The sequence below is a fragment of the Vibrio sp. ZOR0018 genome, assembly GCF_963865925.1.
GTDB lineage: Bacteria > Pseudomonadota > Gammaproteobacteria > Enterobacterales > Vibrionaceae > Vibrio > Vibrio anguillarum.
In genome coordinates this window covers 23,831-40,532 of sequence record NZ_CAWMCN010000107.1, presented here as the reverse complement: position 1 = coordinate 40,532, position 16,702 = coordinate 23,831, and the positions used below count along the sequence as shown (strand labels likewise).

The following is a 16,702-nucleotide window of genomic DNA, read 5'->3' as shown; positions in this document are numbered from 1 at the left end:
TGGTACTGGCTGAGTTTTATCTAGATGTTGGTATCTTCAATTACGTCAAATAACCGTTCCACTCTTTGCTGTATGAGCATTGGGTACAACGTCTTTATTTAACCAATGGCTGATTACTTGCTGTAACGCATTTAATGACGTCGGTTTCTCTAAACGACCGTCCATCAGCTTGCTAATCATTTCTAGCTCACGTTCGCCAGATTCACCTGACAGCGCAATGATCGGAACCTGCGGAGAATGCGCCTTAATGATTTGGCTGGCTTCAAAACCATTCATAACTGGCATTTGAATATCCATCAAGATCAAATCGATGGAATTCGCTTTAAAGATTTCTACTGCATTTTCACCGTTGTTTGCCTGCAAGTTGTTAACACCAAGTTGGTTCAGATACATTTGAACTAGTGAGCGTTGTACTTCTTTATCGTCAACGATGAGCACCGTGGGGGCTTTGTTATTTATTAGAAATGGCTTATCGATTGGTTGTATATTGTCAACGGTTCTTTGCTCGGTATTAGGTTTAGGTTGTTGCCAACTTTTGAAATCAGGAGTACGAAGCGAGTCGGCTTGGGGGGCATTGGGTACCATAGGAAAGTATAAGTGGAATTCTGTAAACTCCCCCAGTTTCGATTTGCATTCAACTCGGCCGCCAAAAGAGCGCATGACACGCTGGCAATAGCCGAGCCCCAGACCGCTGCCTCCGCTTTTTTGATAAGAGAAAAAGTCATCGAAAATCTTATAAGAAATGGCGTCGTCAATCCCCGGGCCTGTATCTCTGAAGATTAAAATATTTTCATAAGTACCGATTTGAGTTGTGATCTCAATTTGGCTATTTGGGTAGGAATCAAAATAATAAATTGCGTTACGAATCAAGTTGAAAATAACAAAGTTGAATAAGGTTTCATTAAGTTTTGCTACGAAGTCATCTTGTTGTGGTAAGTGAATTCGCTCAATTACTTTCTCGTTCTCAAAGCCATATTGACTGACCGCCTGATCAACGGCTTTGTGGATCGACGTCATCGTAATCGGTTCGTGTTCAGGTGAACTATCGCTGACCTCGCGCAAGATAATATCAATCAACTGCCGCCCACGTTGAATAGCCGCTTGGCCGTTCTCAATATCCTGTTTAATTTGTTGTGCGGGCGCTTGACTATCAATATGTTGCTTTAAAATTTCAAAATGTAATTGTACTTGAGCGAGCGGGTTACGCATTTCATGCGCAATTGAATTCGCTAATGCGCGACTTTGGCAGACACGTCTATCCGCTTCAATAATACTTTGTATTCGGGTTAGCAAGGTTTGAAGTGCAGCGATTTCTTCATTAGAAAACATCTGATTATTGATTTTGTGTGGTGAGATTAATAAATGTGTGACCAATTTGCTGTGGCCAAACAGTGGCATAACCAACGCAGTATTGTTTGAGCTCATTTTGTCATAAAGGGCTTTGATCGAGTTTTTTGCCGCGGTTTTGTTGTCTAATTTTTCAAACAATTCATCAAACACTAGTGCGGTTTGTTTGGATGAAAGGTAACGTTCGTAGACGGTTTCGTTATAGTTACTATTAACGAACTGCAGCTTATCATCGGCGATGTATAATAACTGGCCTAAACGGCGCATCGCATCATCAATTGACCGCTTGAAATCGTCTTCCAAAGCGAGAATTTGCTCTACAGGAGTCTGCTGATTGCCGTAAATGAGTAAAGAGGCGTAACGACTCAAGCGTTTGTAGAGTGGATTCCAAGCAATACCAATAAGCGCACAGAGTGGTATTGCAATCAGCCATTGGTTGCTGTCGGTGAGAGGGATGAAGATCGCGCCGATCGGTATGAATAAAACCCCACATACTAACGCAGTATTGAGACACAGGTAAGCAAGGTATTTCACACTGTAGAAGCGTGAAGTGATGAGAGCATAGCCAACAAACATCATTTCGCTGATGGAGAGTGCCGGAGGTAGCCAAGAGAGTGAGAAATCTTGAAAGAAAAAGGTGATTCCTATGTGGATAACTAGTGTTGAAAGCATGTATACCAATATACCTGCAATAATATAATTGGTTTTGGCCAGTGCTAACTTACTACTATTGGTTCGCATCACGACCAAGTTGAATAACGTCAGTATCACTGAACATAGCATGGCATTAAAGAAGTAAGGCGTATGGGGCCCAAATTCAATGACAAACTCGCTCGGTCCGACAATATCAACATGTTTCACCGTGAGGTTAGATTGCAAGTTAATAAGTACGGAGTAGGCCGCTATAGTAATAAATATCAGCCGTTGCCAAAGGTGTACTTTGCCTTTTCTTTGTTCGGCAGAGAGCTGACATGAGAAATAGTAGGCAAAAACAAATGCAAGGGATGCAGAAATATTGGCAATTTCTGCCATAAAGATTGCTCTATTTACACCAAGCTCAACTAGCCAATCAGTATGGAAATATGCATTACTTCCTATCCAAGCGATGATACACGAGGAATAAGCGATGTAGGAGGCGTGGTGTGTGCCAAAAATCACTTCATTTTTTTGTTTAAGACGATAGCAATAGTAAGTTAACCAAACGAGCACCATGGCTACTGCTGCGATAAGCGTTATCGCTTTGGGATAGAGAATTGGATCTAAGTTGAGGTTAAGCATACTCTTTCTCTTTCCTTTTGGTTAAATCGTACTTCCTACGCTGAGAAACTGCATGTCGATAGTCACGAAAATTGGTATCACTGAAAACCTTATCCATCCTTTCAATCATCCAGAATCCACGATAACTTTGTTTTCCGTTATTATTTAAGTCGTTATATCCAGAACGGAAATACGATTTTGGTTCGATAGTTTGATAAAAATTGAGTATGAAAGGTTGTTCGATAATGGTGAAACCAATTTTATACCCCATTTGATTTAGTATTTGGATGAGTTTTTTTTGAGCAAGGTAGAGAAAATAGAGCTTTTGTTGAGCGTTACCACTGACGGTTAAACGCAGCACTTCACAGACCGCTTGCGTACCAGTCAATTGTCGCCGAAATTGATGATCGAATTCTGGGAGAGAGTCGCATTTCGACAATGCTGGTTTGAAAAGCTGTAATTCCATCAAAACATCGTAACTATGATCGGGTAAACAGAATTGCCACTGTTCGTTACTGAATTGCTGTGCGTAACTAAGCCAAGTCTGATTTACTGACCAATCTTGTACCAACATTGAAGCGACCAGTGTAGGAGATGCTTCGTTATCAGGATGCTTGAGTAAAACAAAGTGCTTCCCTTTTTGTGATAAGGACAATAAAGGCAGCATCTCGTACCACTTTTCGCCTTTAATAAATAGCTCAAGATTGCTCAAGGTGATCGCATCTTTGATAGGCATTTTTTGCGGGTGACTGGGCATTGTGACCCAAAGTTCAGAATCCTCTATCTGGTCGATCAAAAAACCACGGTAGGCACAGTCTTTAAGTGGCAGTTCGATACGAGGAGGAGCATCCGCTTCGATAGGGAATAGTGTTTTTATAGCCGCAATTTCGCATTCACACCAGAAATCTAGCCAATGCGAATAACACTCGCTGACGGCTTGCTCAAGATGTGCTATCTCTTCACCGAATGTATTCGGATAGCGCCGGATGAGCTCTCGGTAGTCCATCAATTCAAACAGTATTGAGAAGCTTTTATTGTGATGTTCAGGAAATAGGTTGAGTAATTGGTTTTTGCGGTGCTCTGTAAGGGCGCGGAAAAGATCAGCTCGTTGCTGTGGTTGATAAGTATTGATGACGAACTCTACCAGAGCCCGCTGTTTTTTTTCAATAGGCAGACTGTTTGTCAGCCGTGAGCCTAAAGATGATATTATTTTCATAGAGTTAACCTAGCCTAGGTTTATTTAATTATTTTTTATTAGTTTTATTAGATAGGCTCCAGTAAATGAGACTTTGATTTAGGAGAGTATTTGGCGTCACGTCAGTTAGTGCCAGTAACCGCGATTTTATTTGTACCTAACATCCTAAGTACCAGTTGCATATCCGCAGCAAGTTTACTACTTGCACTTACCCTCCACAACAGAGTTTTATAATAAAAGCCTTCCGAAGAAGGCTTTATCTATATGGTTAATGTATCAATTATTATCGTATCAATAGCATCGGTACGCTTGATTCGGCTAAGAGCCGAGTGGTGTTACTGCCAACAAAAAACTGACGAAGTTTAGAGTGTCCAAACGCGCCCATGACGATCATGCCAAGTTGGTTTTGTTGTTGGTACTGAAGAATCGCCTTATGAACTTCGCCAGATAAGCACGCTTCCACAACGTGAATACCGTGTTCACACAATTTTTCGGCGGCAGCTTTAAACGCGATCGCTTTATCGTGGTTATCTTCCACCATCACCAAATGGCACTCCAGCCCTTTTAGCAGCGGTGTTTTAATGGCTTTATCCACTAGTTTTTGGCTAATTTCACTGCCATCAAAGGCTAATAGATAGCTTTGTGGTGGCGTAAAATCACCCGTTGCCACTAAGGTGTGCGACTTCATTGTACGCACGATACTCTCTAATTGAGATCCAACAGCCATGGCGTCGTTTTGGTGCACTTCACCTGATTTACCGACCACCAATACACGAATTTCGTTTTCAAGATCAAGCAAAGTCTCCAGCAGGTTGCCGTGCTTTTGCAGTTTATGCACATCTTGTAAACCTTGTTCATGAGCTTTGGTTTCTAGCTCATTGAGTAACGCTTTACCGTGCCTTAAGGCCAGTTTAGAACGCTTTTCGTCTAGTTCAATAAGCTCTTTCAGTAGCTGTTCTCGGCTGCCTAAACCGATGTTACCAGACAGCTCACTTTCGGTTTGATTGGCCGCTTTATTAAGTACGTGCAGTAAGGTTAACGGTGCTTGTAAGCTTTTGGCGGCCCACACGCTTAAATTGGCGACCGACTGTGAATAAATCGATCCATCGATGCAAGCAATAATATTGGTCATAATCTGTTCCTTAATGTCCGCCCATCAGCTTTTCAACTTCTTCTGGCTTACCATGCACGCCGAATTTATCGACAATCGTTGCTGTTGCTTCATTCATACCGATGATGTTTACATCGGTCCCTTCGCGTCGGAATTTGATAACAGCACGATCTAGCGAAGAAACCGAAGTAATATCCCAAAAGTGCGCTGCAGAGAGGTCGATAGTGACACGCTCTAAGACCTCTTTGAAGTCAAACGCGTTCATAAATTGATCTGACGAAGCAAAGAAGACTTGCCCAACAACACGATAGGTACGCTCTTCTCCATTTTCAGAGAGTTCACTTTTAACCACCATGAAGCGGCCAATTTTGTTAGCAAAGAAAAGAGAAGCAAGCAGCACGCCGACACCGACACCGATCGCTAAGTTATGGGTTGCAACCACAACAACGACGGTCGCGATCATCACGATGCTGGTAGAAAGTGGGTGAGTTTTGAGATCCTTTACCGAACTCCAAGAGAAGGTCCCAATGGAAACCATGATCATTACCGCCACTAAAGCCGCCATCGGGATGAGCTTGAGCCAATCACTTAAAAACACCACCATGATGATCAGTAGAATACCGGCGCAAAAAGTAGAGAGCCTGCCGCGTCCGCCGGATTTAATGTTGATGATCGATTGACCAATCATCGCACAACCGGCCATGCCGCCAAGAAAGCCGGTGGCAATGTTGGCGATACCTTGGCCTTTACATTCACGATTTTTATCACTGCTGGTATCGGTTAAATCGTCAACAATGGTTGCTGTCATCATTGATTCTAATAAACCGACAACGGCCAATCCGGCTGAATAAGGAAATATAATCCATAAGGTTTCAAGGTTGAGCGGAACATCTGGCCATAAAAATATCGGCAAAGTATCTGGTAATTCACCCATATCGCCCACAGTGCGAATATCAATGCCAAAGCTGATAGCAATCAGAGTTAAGGCGATAATGCACACTAATGGCGAAGGTAGCAATTTGCCAATCACAGGAACGTAGGGGAATAGATAGATAATCGCCAGCCCACCGAGTGTCATGGCGTAAACGTGCCATGTTACATTGGTCAGCTCTGGTAATTGCGCCATAAAAATCAGAATCGCCAGCGCGTTAACAAACCCCGTCACGACCGAACGTGATACAAAACGCATCAAATCGCCCAGTTTGAGGTAACCGGCCAGTATTTGTAGAACCCCGGTCAAAACAGTGGCTGCCAGTAGATATTGCAAGCCATGCTCTTTGACTAAAGTGACCATCAACAGCGCCATTGCACCAGTGGCTGCTGAGATCATGCCGGGTCGTCCACCGACAATTGAAATGATCACGGCAATACTGAATGAAGCGTAAAGGCCGATTTTAGGGTCTACACCTGCGATGATAGAAAAGGCTATTGCCTCAGGAACTAATGCTAACGCAACGACAGTGCCAGCTAGAACATCCCCTCGCACATTGGAAAACCAATCGCGCTTAATATTTTGTAGCATACTTAATCTCTAAAAAATGAAATAAAAAGGTGAGTTGTGAGAGGTAAAGATCAATCTAGGGCGGCGTAAGCAGCATTCGCAACATCTCTTGGTTGATTTTAAGAATGTGATCCTAATCATTGATGTGGTATAGGTCAACCAAACGATCACTATTTGTATTGCAGTCGTCGATTTCTCCCGTTATCACGCTGCTTTTCAAGCGCTGCCGGTCGTACGCGAGTATAGTTCTGGTTTGACTTTTATTTTTTTGCTCCTTACACTTAAACACATTCGATATTCCATATGTATTGTTTATGTGCCGCAGTTTATCTTTTTATAAATCCTTGTCTGAAGAGACGAGGCTTAAATCCTTGCTGTTGATGAAGCACAAAGGGCAGTTGTGTGTGTGTGATTTAATGAATGCGTTGCAATTTAGTCAGCCTAAGGTGTCACGCCATTTAGCAGAACTGAGAAAAAATGAATTAGTGATTGATGAGCGGCGCGGCAAGTGGGTGTACTACCAAATTAATCCTGAGCTGGAAAGTTGGATGGTGCAGATATTGGACATCACGCTGAGCCACAATGCTGCATTGATTGCGCAAGAGCTAACGCGCATTGCTCACCCATCTTGTCAAAATGAATGAAATTTTAGCGTTGCTATTTCGCCATGGCTGTAAGTATAAAGTTGTGCGCGGCTCCCTTTTAGACTTACCGAGAGATGTGATGTATGAGTGAATTACCTGTCTGCGCAGAAGCCTCTGCAGCCGAAAAAATGAGTTTTCTCGATCGCTATCTAACCTTGTGGATTTTCCTTGCGATGGGGTTAGGGGTAGCGATCGGTGTCTTCTTTCCGCAAGTAGCGCAATGGAATGAAAATATGTCGGTCGGTTCGACCAATATTCCGCTGGCGATCGGTTTGATTTTGATGATGTATCCACCGCTGGCAAAAGTGAATTACAGCCTGCTAGGTGAAGTGACTCGTGATAAACGCGCCATCACACTCTCTTTAGTGATGAACTGGATTGTCGGGCCTATCTTGATGTTTGCATTGGCGATCATTTTCTTACGCGATTATCCCGGTTATATGGTCGGACTGATCTTAATTGGTCTGGCGCGTTGCATCGCAATGGTGCTGGTATGGAATGATATTAGTGGCGGTAATAAAGAGTACGGCGCAGCGCTGGTGGCGCTAAATAGCGCATTCCAAATCGTCACCTACAGTTTTATGGCGTGGCTATTTATTACTGTTTTGCCGCCATATTTTGGGCTAGAGAGTTTTGTAGTTGATATTACCATTCTCGATATCGCCGAAAGTGTGCTGATTTATCTCGGTATCCCATTTTTAGCTGGCTTTTTGAGCCGCAAATGGTTGGTGGCCGCGAAAGGTGAGCAATGGTACAACGAGGAGTTTATTCCGCGTATTTCACCGATTACGCTGGTGGCACTACTAGCGACGATAGTTTTGATGTTTAGCCTGAAAGGCGAGATGATCATTGAACTGCCGATGGACGTGATACGCGTTGCCATCCCTTTAGTGATTTACTTCTTAGTGATGTTTTTTGTCAGCTTTTTCATTGGTAAAAAACTGGGCATTCCTTACGATCAAAATGCCTCAATTGCTTTTACCTCATCAGGCAACAACTTTGAACTGGCGATTGCGGTCTCCATTGCCGTGTTCGGTTTAAATTCCGATCAAGCATTTGCGGGTGTGATTGGGCCCTTGGTTGAAGTGCCGGTGTTGATTGCCTTGGTCAACGTCGCGCTGCGTATGAAAAAGAAATACTAGCGCTCTCTGAGTCCGAACTTCAGGATATTTTTCTCATTAAATTTCATAACCGTAGACTGTTTTAAAAATGTGAAATGTTTGTGAATGAGTTAGAAACGTCATCTATGTTCTGCTACGCACGAACTCTTGATCCCAATGTTGCGATGCATCGGGGTATGATCGGCGTATCAAAAATAGATCTATTGGGAAATCGATTGTAATCAAAATGCCACAAAAGCCCTGCAACATACCATCAGCTATTTTACTGCTCGCTTTAGCATTGTTCTCTGAAGTCAGCGGTAACTTTTCTATTGACAGCGATTTCTTTTTATATGATACATATGCACATCCGCATATGTAGAGATAAGTAAAATGCTACCTCATCAGTTTTTTAAATTGCTGTCCGATGAAACGCGGGTGCGCTGTTTACTCATGATTGCACGTGAGCAACGAGTGTGTGTCGGCGAGTTGACGCAAGCGTTAAATGAAAGCCAACCGAAAATTTCTCGCCATCTGGCTCTACTTCGTTCCAGTGGCGTGGTGGTTGATACAAGGCAAGGACAATGGGTGTTTTATCGGCTATCAGAGCAGTTACCCGGATGGATGAAAAAACAAATTCAAGGGCTGGTGGAATCCAACTGCCTGAAAAAAGAATACCAACAAGATATGCAAAGGCTGGCAGAGATGAAATCTCGCCCAGAATGCTGTGTTTAGAAGGGATAAAAGGAAATAAAAATGTCGATTAAAGTCGGAATTAACGGATTTGGCCGCATTGGTCGTTTAGCATTAAGAGCCTCATTTGATTGGCCTGAGATCGAATTTGTGCAGATTAACGACGTTGCGGGAGACGCGGCGACCTTGGCTCATTTGCTCGAATTTGATTCAATACAAGGCCGTTGGCATCACCAAGTGACAAGCGACGGTAATGCGATCATTGCCAACGGTCAGGTTATTCGTACCTCACAACAAAAAGCGATCAGTGACGTCGATTGGTCTGGTTGTGATGTGGTCATCGAAGCTACGGGAAAACACCGCAAGTCTGAGTTTTTGAATCAGTATTTAGTACAAGGTGTCAAACGCGTGGTGGTATCGGCTCCTGTGAAAGAAGCGGGGATTGCCAATATCGTGGTTGGGGTCAATGACCACATCTTTGATCCACAAATACATCAGATTGTTACGGCCGCTTCTTGCACAACCAACTGCATTGCGCCTATCGTCAAAGTGATTCACGAGCAACTGGGTATTGAACATTCCTCGTTTACGACCATTCACGACTTGACCAACACGCAAACCATTTTGGATGCACCGCATAAAGATCTACGTCGTGCGCGTGCTTGTGGTATGAGTTTGATCCCAACAACTACAGGTTCTGCGACAGCGATTGTGGAAATCTTCCCCGATCTGAAAGACAAAATTAACGGTCACGCGGTGCGTGTGCCGCTGGCCAATGCCTCGTTAACCGACATTATTTTTGATGTGAAACGCGATACCAGCGCGGAAGAAGTTAACGCGCTACTGAAAGCGGCTTCAGAAAATGAGCTCAAAGGCATTCTCGGTTTTGAAGCGCGGCCATTGGTATCGATTGATTATAAAGGCGATCAACGCTCAACGATTGTCGATGCACTCTCGACCATGGTGGTGGGCAAGCGCATGGTGAAAATTTACGCTTGGTACGATAACGAAATGGGTTACGCAACCCGTACCGCAGAATTAGTACGCAAAGTCGGTTTGGCATAAAGGAGCAAAGAAATGACACATCCTACATGGGAACTGTCCGTTGCAGAAAACAGCGCTGGTTTGGTATTGACGCCTTGCCCGGGTACAAAAGATCTTCCTCTGGTTGAGAGTATTGAACAACTGAAATCTCAAGGTGTTACCGTTGTGGTGACGGCTCTAAGTCATGAAGAGATGCAAGAGAAAGGTGTTGGTGACTTGCCTAAAGTGGTTGAACAAGCGGGGCTGCAATGGTTTCACGCCCCAATTGAAGATGATTGCGCACCCGACCACCAGTTTCAAACGCATTGGCAAAGTATCTCCCCGTCACTTCATCAGGCGCTTGCCAAGGGAGATAAGATTGCCATGCATTGCATGGGTGGATCGGGTCGTACTGGTTTACTTGCTGCTCATTTATTGCTGGAGAAAGGTTGGGAACTGCAAAACATTATTACTCACGTTCAATCATTAAGACCGGGTGCGTTTACCAAAGATGTACAAGTTGAGTACATCAAACAATTTGTTAATCAATAACAGTCCCAAAGAGCTGCCTTAGGCGGCTCTTTTGCAAAGAGAGTGATTATGCTGTCTCAACTCAACCAAAACGTTCGCCAGTACATGCTAGTGACTTTTAATTATTGGAATTTTACCGTCACTGACGGCGCGCTGCGCATGTTAGTGGTGTTGTATTTTTATGATTTGGGTTATTCGACCTTAGCGATTGCGTCTTTGTTTCTCTTTTATGAATTTTTTGGCGTGGTGACGAACCTGATTGGCGGTTGGCTTGGTGCGCGTTTAGGACTGAATCGCACCATGAATATTGGCCTTGGTATGCAAATATTCGCGCTCTTGATGCTTGCTGTACCTGCGGCATGGTTAACCATTCCTTGGGTAATGGCGGCGCAGGCGTTATCGGGCATCGCAAAAGATCTCAATAAAATGAGTGCAAAAAGTGCGATCAAAACGTTAGTCCCTGAAAATGCACAAGGCGCACTCTACAAGTGGATAGCCATTCTTACGGGTTCAAAAAACGCTCTAAAAGGGGCCGGCTTTTTTCTCGGTGGTGTCTTGCTCTCTTGGATCGGCTTTCAATATGCGGTAGCGGCTATGGCGGCGGTATTGCTGTTGGTTTTTATCGGCAGTTTGCTTAGCTTGCAAGCCGATATTGGCAAAGCCAAAACCAAACCGAAATTTTCAGAGATTTTCTCCAAATCGCGCAGCGTGAATATTTTATCGGCGGCTCGCCTATTTTTATTTGGCGCGCGAGACGTTTGGTTTGTGATTGCCTTACCCATTTATCTGGGCAGCGTTTTTGGTTGGGATCACAGTGCCGTGGGCGGCTTTTTAGCGCTCTGGGTGATTGGCTACGGCGTGATCCAAGGGTTTGCTCCTAAAATAACGGGCAGTGCTTCAGACCAAGTGCCAGATGGGCGATCTGCGCTCGGTTGGGCGGCGTTACTGGCGCTGATTACCGGTTTGATCGCCTACAGCATTCAAGCGCAGTGGCATCCGGAAGTCGTGATCATCGCGGGGTTACTGCTTTTCGGCGCGGTCTTTGCGATTAACTCATCGCTGCATTCCTATTTGATCGTGAGCTATGCCAAGGGGGATGGTGTATCGCTTGATGTTGGTTTTTACTACATGGCAAACGCGATGGGGCGTTTAATCGGTACCGTACTTTCCGGGTGGGTTTTCCAACTTTGGGGATTAGAGGCATGTTTGTGGGTTTCGTTTGGTTTTTTGCTGCTGACCACTCTCATTTCATTGGGGCTCCCGAAAAGCAAAGCTGTGTTGACGAGCGAACCGTAGCTTCACCAGCAGATCACTATTCCAGTGGATGGAGATTGTGATAGAGTCCGTGCTTTATTGAATGAATTGAGTCAGTCACATGAGAGCTTTTGTTGTAAGGGCCCGCGCCGCTTCCACGGATAAACAGACTTTTTTAGCCTCTGTTGGGCAAGAAGCCCACACCGAAATTTTGGCCCACGTACTCATGAACGCTATTTTTACTGCGCAGTCGCATCGTGATGACGTGGTGGTCTACTTAGTGCTGGAAAGTACGCAAGATTTCTCGCGGACTTTATGCTTTGAGTCGAGCCAGTTGCACAATATCGGTGGCTTTCACGAGCAAGCCTTGCTGACCAAAATAGGCCACGCTTTAGACGTTTCCGTGGGTATGGGCAAAGAGCAAACCCGAGAGGTCGAGCAAGGGCTCACGGTTGAAACCATCAGTTTTGAAAAGTTGGTGCAACGCCTTTCTGAAAGTTACCACTTGTATTTACTGGATAAAAAAGGCGAAAGTGTCCGTGAGCATCAATTTTCTGACGACAGCTGCTTTTTACTTACTGACCACATCCCGATGCCGAAAAAAAGTTGGAACAGTTTAAAGCGCCTTAATACACAGAAAATCAGCCTTGGGCCTCGAATGCTGTTTGCCTCGCAGTGCATTGTGCTGATCCAGAATGAGTTAGATATTCGCGGTCTTTAAAAAGTCTTCTTCAAACTCATTTTTACTTTTTTTATCTGTGCTTCTTTATCAATTGGGCTGTGCTGATCGGAGTGTAAAAACCGATCCGCATAGTCTTGATAAATCTCTTTTTCTAAAAAGAGTAAGTAAAGCTTCGGATCAATATGGCCTGTGGTGGCCATGGTGGTCATGATCGCGATCGATTCGCTGAGCGTTTTGGCCTTTTTATAGGGGCGATCGCTAGAGGTCAGTGCTTCAAACACATCGGCTATTGCCATCACTCGAGCGGGGATCGAAAGCTGCTCTTCATTTAAACCTCTTGGATAGCCCGCGCCATCCATTCGTTCATGATGGCTTCCCGCAATATCAGGAACATTTTTCATATGTTCAGGATAAGGTAGCCGCTTGAGCATCATGATGGTTTGCACAATGTGATCATTAATCATAAAGCGTTCTTCGTTAGTGAGCGTGCCACGACGAATAGACAAATTATAGAGCTCACCTCGGTTATAGCGCAGTTCTCCCGGTTGTAAAATAAAGTTTTCTTGCCACAGATCTTGTGGACGGCAACCGTTCACCCAGTGCAACTGGTGTACGGGTTTATCATCAAGCAAGCGCTCCATAGTGGGCAATGGTTTTGACTCTCCTGCACGTTGGTTCTCTATCCAAGAAGTACCGAGTTGATCATCTAAGGTCCGTTTCCACTCTCTTTGCGCAATTCGCTCTAAGCGGGAAAGGTCATCATCGCTCATAAACTCACTGCCAATATTACACTGCGCGACGAAAGCAAATTCCTCATCGAGGATTTGTTGGTTCGTCAGCAACTGCTGCTTGAGATCTGGCTCGTTCTTGCCCTGCGCAACACCTTGCCAGTAGTCCGTTTCAGCTTGACATTTGAGCAGCTCAAAACGCATTCTAATTTCGTGAATTCTGTCGTAGATCGTTTCTAATTTGGTCGCTTTATCAATCACATATTCAGGCGTGGTCACTTTTCCACAATCATGCAACCAAGCGGCGAGAGTGAGCTCTTCCCACTCTTCATTGGTCATGGAAAATTGTGGGAAATAGGTGCGATCGTTTTCCGCCGCTTTAGTGATCATTTTGGTTAATTCAGGAACTCGCTGACAATGGCCGCCCGTGTAAGGGGATTTGGTATCAATGGCTGATGCGATCAATTCAATAAACGAGTTGAGCATCTCCTTTTGCCGCTGCATTTTGTCGATATTGTCTTTAGCGATTTCGGCAAAACTGAGCAGCTCTCGTAAAAATGCATGTTTGTCTTGCTGATCGGGAGTGATGGCCCGTTCGTAGCCTAGGTTTAATACGCCAACTAACTGCTTGTCTCGGTTGAGCAGTGGGAAAAGATAAAGATCAGAATTATACAGCTCATCTTTATGCTTACGCATCGAATTATCGGTTTTAGATAAATGAACCGTTTGGCCTTTGCGCAGTTCAGAAAGTAGCCACGGCATCTCTTGAGACAACTGGTTGATATCAAGCTTAAAGGGAATGATGGCGTGGTTTGCTGCGGTGATAAATTGGTTATTTTCGTTGGCGTAAGTGTAGAGCAAAATAGTTTCAGCTCGAGTGATCAAATAGCTTTGATGGGTAATCGTTTTGGCTAACACACTGAATTCTTGATTGCTGGCGGTTTCGCGTAATAGTCGCAGCAAGTCGTGCAGTGTATGCTCCATGAGCTCTATCGATTGGGTTAAATTGGCAACTTCGCGGATCCGGCTTTTTGGGTAGCGTGTCTTTTTAAATTCAAAGCGCGTGATGTTGTCGGTCAATTGCACTAGGTTACCTAAAGGGCTGGCGAGCCTTTGCGCCACAAAACCAACCACTGCAAAAGCGATAGCGAGCATGATTAACGCGACAAAAATCTGCTGATCTCGCATCGAGAGCAAATCTGCGATCAAATCGTCTTGCGGTACCGCTTCTGCCAGCAACAAGCGTACATTGTCGTTTAAAAGTACCGGCGTTAACGTCACCGACCACGTTGTGCCATTCATATTGACCGTTTCATACAAAGTTTGGCTGCTGACCCGATTCAATATTGGTGCAAAAGTACTTTGCTGTAGCTGCTGTGCAATCTGTGAGGGATCTTGTTGTAGCTCGAACTTAGTATTGTGTTGGGCGAGTGGTCTAAATTGATTATCGAACAAAATGAGCTGAGCACTGTCAGAAAAACCCATCGTACTCATCTGTTTTGACAGTGAGTCAAGCGTGAAATCGGCGCCAAGCACACTCTTTCCATCGGCCGATCTACGTGACAGTGTGACGCCGCTCGTTTGTAGGAAGAAAAAGAAATAAGGTTCCGTTAAGCGTATCGCGCCATCTTGACTTGCCGAGGTAAACCAAGGACGCACGCGAGGATCAAATTTATTGTTGTTATCTTGTTTGTCGAGCAGGCTTTTAAGGTTCTGGTCTAAATAGATAAAGCGGTTAGTGCCATCAACTTGAGTGTAATGGGCCAATAGCTGAGCTTGTGCGGGGGCATCAAAACGCTGTTTGGCTTTATCAAAGCTCAGCGAGCGAAATGTAGTACAAGCTCCAGCTTCGTCACAATAATAGAGCGCGACCAACTGTGGATTACGTTGGAAGGTCAGCCAAACGGTGGCGAGTTGGCGTGGGTCCGAGATGACTTTATCCGGTTGATCAATTACGTTACTAAAAGCTAAAAAATCGAGGGTAGTCAAGATAGGTGCGGCACTTTGTTTAAATGCTGATTCCAGTTTTTTGCTGTTTTCGCTACTTAATCCTTGTGCACTTACCGTCAGTAGTTGCTGACTATGGTGATAACTTATGCCAATCAATACAATGCCGATCACCATGGCGAGCACTAAAAAGAGACTCGTAATGTGAATGCTCAGTGAGTAACGACGTCGTTTCATAACCAACTCCGAATTGGATGACATTGCTAAGTATTGTTCAATGTGGGTAAGTTGCAAAAAACCATTTCACATCGGTGTGTGTTTATCCGGTCAGAAAGTGTCGATATGGTGAATATATCGCCCTTAGATTGAAGTGCCATCAGCGAGGCTGTTACACTGAAGCATCGCTGTTGGAATGGAATAATTAAAATGAATCTTGTCGTTGATACTCATACTCACACTTATGCAAGTGGTCACGCATACAGCACGCTTATTGAAAACGCGCGTTCAGCTAAAGAAAATGGATTAGCAATGTTTTGCACAACCGATCATGCGCAGTCGATGCCTGGAGCGCCGCATTATTGGTTCTTCTCCAATCAACGTATTTTGCCGCGCTTTTTAGACGGTGTTGCCATTATCCGAGGCATTGAGTCCAACATCATGAATCGTGCTGGCGAGATTGATGTTCACCCTTCTGTTGATCAAAACTTAGATTGGGTTATCGCCAGTTTTCATGAGCCCGTATTTCAGCCTGCCGATAAAGCGGCGCATACCGAAGCGTTAATCAATGTGATTAAAGGTGGACGAGTGGATGCGCTAGGGCACTTAGGTAACCCTAATTTCGATTTTGATTTTGATGAGGTGATCGCCTGCGCCGCCCAGCATCACGTTGCGATAGAAATTAATAACAGCACCTTAAAAGGACACAGCAGGGTAGGGAGTGTCGATCGCTGTTATGAAATTGCTAAGGTGGCGAAAGCGCATGGTGCTTATGTTACCACTGGCAGCGATGCCCATTTTTGTCAAGATATCGGCCAACTTCAACTGGCCAGTGAACTGCTTGAGAACGTTGGTATTGCTGCTGAGAAAGTGATTACGCACAGTGTCGAGCAGTTTCTGGCCTTTTTAGCACTGCGCGGGCGAAAAGCGATCGCAGAATATCAAACACTATAAGCCGTAAAGAGGTCATAAAAAATGACAAAAATTTGTCCCTCTTTTATCTTGAGATCCATTAAACTTGGCACTTCTTGCCAGAATAAAAAGAAATAATTATGAAAAAAATAATGATACTAACAGCTTGCGCATTATTTGCGGCTAGCGTGTCGGCGGCTAATGTTGACTTAAAACAGAACATGAAACAAATGAAGCTTGAATTTAAACAAGCGGCAGAAGCGACCAGCGTTGAAACAATGCAAGCACCCATTGAGAGATTAAGTCAGTTGGTTGAAGAGTCAAAACGGGGAAATTATCCACCGGAGAAGCAAGATCTCTATTTAGAAGGGTTTAATAAGCTTTCCGTGGCATTAGACAAAATCGAAGTGGATCTTGAGCAAGGAAATTTAGAACAAGCTCAACAAACGCTGCGGACGGTAGACGAACTGCGTGTTGAATACCACGAGCAGCGTAACCCAAGTATCTGGAAGCGCTTATTTGGTTAATTAGCTTTGTGGCCCTCTCACGATAACGTTGGAT

At 44.4% G+C, this 16,702-nt stretch carries 14 protein-coding genes; 9 read left to right on the top strand and 5 right to left on the bottom strand.

Features of this window, described 5'->3' with window-relative positions; translation table 11 throughout:
• Positions 1 to 45 precede the first annotated feature (45 nt).
• The 4 genes from luxN to AACR75_RS08245 form a co-directional block, all read right to left on the bottom strand.
• Positions 46 to 2,625, bottom strand: coding sequence for a quorum-sensing autoinducer 1 sensor kinase/phosphatase LuxN (gene luxN, locus AACR75_RS08260; RefSeq protein ID WP_047687732.1), 2,580 nt, complete (start codon positions 2,623 to 2,625; stop codon positions 46 to 48).
• Positions 2,618 to 3,820 carry an acyl-homoserine-lactone synthase VanM gene (vanM, locus tag AACR75_RS08255; RefSeq protein ID WP_047687730.1) on the bottom strand — a complete coding sequence of 401 codons (1,203 nt, stop codon included), beginning with the start codon at positions 3,818 to 3,820 and terminating at the stop codon, positions 2,618 to 2,620. Before vanM ends, luxN begins: the two co-directional genes overlap by 8 nt.
• Before the next feature lie 262 nt (positions 3,821 to 4,082).
• Entirely contained in the window at positions 4,083 to 4,931 is an 849-nt protein-coding gene (locus tag AACR75_RS08250) for a universal stress protein (RefSeq protein WP_047687728.1), read from the bottom strand.
• Positions 4,932 to 4,941: 10 nt separating this feature from the next.
• Positions 4,942 to 6,432, bottom strand: a complete 1,491-nt coding sequence (locus AACR75_RS08245; protein ID WP_013868030.1) for a SulP family inorganic anion transporter — start codon at positions 6,430 to 6,432, stop codon at positions 4,942 to 4,944.
• A gap of 293 nt (positions 6,433 to 6,725) precedes the next feature.
• Between AACR75_RS08245 and AACR75_RS08240 the strand changes: the two genes are divergently transcribed.
• The 7 genes from AACR75_RS08240 (at position 6,726) to trmY (ending at position 12,377) form a co-directional block, all read left to right on the top strand.
• Positions 6,726 to 7,055 (top strand): metalloregulator ArsR/SmtB family transcription factor, encoded by a 330-nt coding sequence (locus AACR75_RS08240; protein ID WP_047687726.1) that lies wholly within the window; start codon positions 6,726 to 6,728, stop codon positions 7,053 to 7,055.
• Between the two features lie 83 nt (positions 7,056 to 7,138).
• Positions 7,139 to 8,197 (top strand): ACR3 family arsenite efflux transporter, encoded by a 1,059-nt coding sequence (gene arsB, locus AACR75_RS08235; protein WP_017048957.1) that lies wholly within the window; start codon positions 7,139 to 7,141, stop codon positions 8,195 to 8,197.
• A 351-nt stretch (positions 8,198 to 8,548) separates the two neighbouring features.
• Positions 8,549 to 8,890, top strand: a complete 342-nt coding sequence (locus tag AACR75_RS08230) for a metalloregulator ArsR/SmtB family transcription factor (RefSeq protein WP_017043720.1) — start codon at positions 8,549 to 8,551, stop codon at positions 8,888 to 8,890.
• Positions 8,891 to 8,911: 21 nt separating this feature from the next.
• A complete protein-coding gene (locus AACR75_RS08225) occupies positions 8,912 to 9,913 on the top strand; it encodes an ArsJ-associated glyceraldehyde-3-phosphate dehydrogenase (protein WP_047687724.1) in 1,002 nt (333 codons plus the stop codon).
• Between the two features lie 12 nt (positions 9,914 to 9,925).
• Positions 9,926 to 10,423, top strand: coding sequence for a cyclin-dependent kinase inhibitor 3 family protein (locus AACR75_RS08220; RefSeq protein ID WP_047687722.1), 498 nt, complete (start codon positions 9,926 to 9,928; stop codon positions 10,421 to 10,423).
• 42 nt (positions 10,424 to 10,465) lie between these two features.
• Entirely contained in the window at positions 10,466 to 11,698 is a 1,233-nt protein-coding gene (arsJ, locus tag AACR75_RS08215; protein WP_047687720.1) for an organoarsenical effux MFS transporter ArsJ, read from the top strand.
• A 79-nt stretch (positions 11,699 to 11,777) separates the two neighbouring features.
• Positions 11,778 to 12,377, top strand: coding sequence for a tRNA (pseudouridine(54)-N(1))-methyltransferase TrmY (trmY, locus tag AACR75_RS08210; RefSeq protein WP_013868023.1), 600 nt, complete (start codon positions 11,778 to 11,780; stop codon positions 12,375 to 12,377).
• Here the strand turns inward: trmY and AACR75_RS08205 are convergent.
• The gene (locus AACR75_RS08205; RefSeq protein WP_047687718.1) at positions 12,374 to 15,250 is read right to left on the bottom strand and encodes an HD domain-containing phosphohydrolase; all 2,877 of its coding nucleotides are present in this window, start codon (positions 15,248 to 15,250) and stop codon (positions 12,374 to 12,376) included. The two genes, trmY and AACR75_RS08205, sit on opposite strands and share 4 nt — an antisense overlap.
• Positions 15,251 to 15,439: 189 nt before the next feature.
• Between AACR75_RS08205 and AACR75_RS08200 the strand changes: the two genes are divergently transcribed.
• A complete protein-coding gene (locus AACR75_RS08200) occupies positions 15,440 to 16,183 on the top strand; it encodes a phosphatase (protein WP_013868021.1) in 744 nt (247 codons plus the stop codon).
• 98 nt (positions 16,184 to 16,281) lie between these two features.
• Entirely contained in the window at positions 16,282 to 16,668 is a 387-nt protein-coding gene (locus AACR75_RS08195; RefSeq protein ID WP_013868020.1) for a cytochrome b562, read from the top strand.
• The last annotated feature ends 34 nt before the right edge of the window (positions 16,669 to 16,702 follow it).

Coding starts and splice junctions, on each gene's coding strand:
- luxN (WP_047687732.1), bottom strand. CDS start 2,625: ATGCTTAACCTCAACTTAGATCCAATTCTCTATCCCAAAGCGATAACG.
- vanM (WP_047687730.1), bottom strand. CDS start 3,820: ATGAAAATAATATCATCTTTAGGCTCACGGCTGACAAACAGTCTGCCT.
- AACR75_RS08250 (WP_047687728.1), bottom strand. CDS start 4,931: ATGACCAATATTATTGCTTGCATCGATGGATCGATTTATTCACAGTCG.
- AACR75_RS08245 (WP_013868030.1), bottom strand. CDS start 6,432: ATGCTACAAAATATTAAGCGCGATTGGTTTTCCAATGTGCGAGGGGAT.
- AACR75_RS08240 (WP_047687726.1), top strand. CDS start 6,726: ATGTGCCGCAGTTTATCTTTTTATAAATCCTTGTCTGAAGAGACGAGG.
- arsB (WP_017048957.1), top strand. CDS start 7,139: ATGAGTGAATTACCTGTCTGCGCAGAAGCCTCTGCAGCCGAAAAAATG.
- AACR75_RS08230 (WP_017043720.1), top strand. CDS start 8,549: ATGCTACCTCATCAGTTTTTTAAATTGCTGTCCGATGAAACGCGGGTG.
- AACR75_RS08225 (WP_047687724.1), top strand. CDS start 8,912: ATGTCGATTAAAGTCGGAATTAACGGATTTGGCCGCATTGGTCGTTTA.
- AACR75_RS08220 (WP_047687722.1), top strand. CDS start 9,926: ATGACACATCCTACATGGGAACTGTCCGTTGCAGAAAACAGCGCTGGT.
- trmY (WP_013868023.1), top strand. CDS start 11,778: ATGAGAGCTTTTGTTGTAAGGGCCCGCGCCGCTTCCACGGATAAACAG.
- AACR75_RS08205 (WP_047687718.1), bottom strand. CDS start 15,250: ATGAAACGACGTCGTTACTCACTGAGCATTCACATTACGAGTCTCTTT.
- AACR75_RS08200 (WP_013868021.1), top strand. CDS start 15,440: ATGAATCTTGTCGTTGATACTCATACTCACACTTATGCAAGTGGTCAC.
- AACR75_RS08195 (WP_013868020.1), top strand. CDS start 16,282: ATGAAAAAAATAATGATACTAACAGCTTGCGCATTATTTGCGGCTAGC.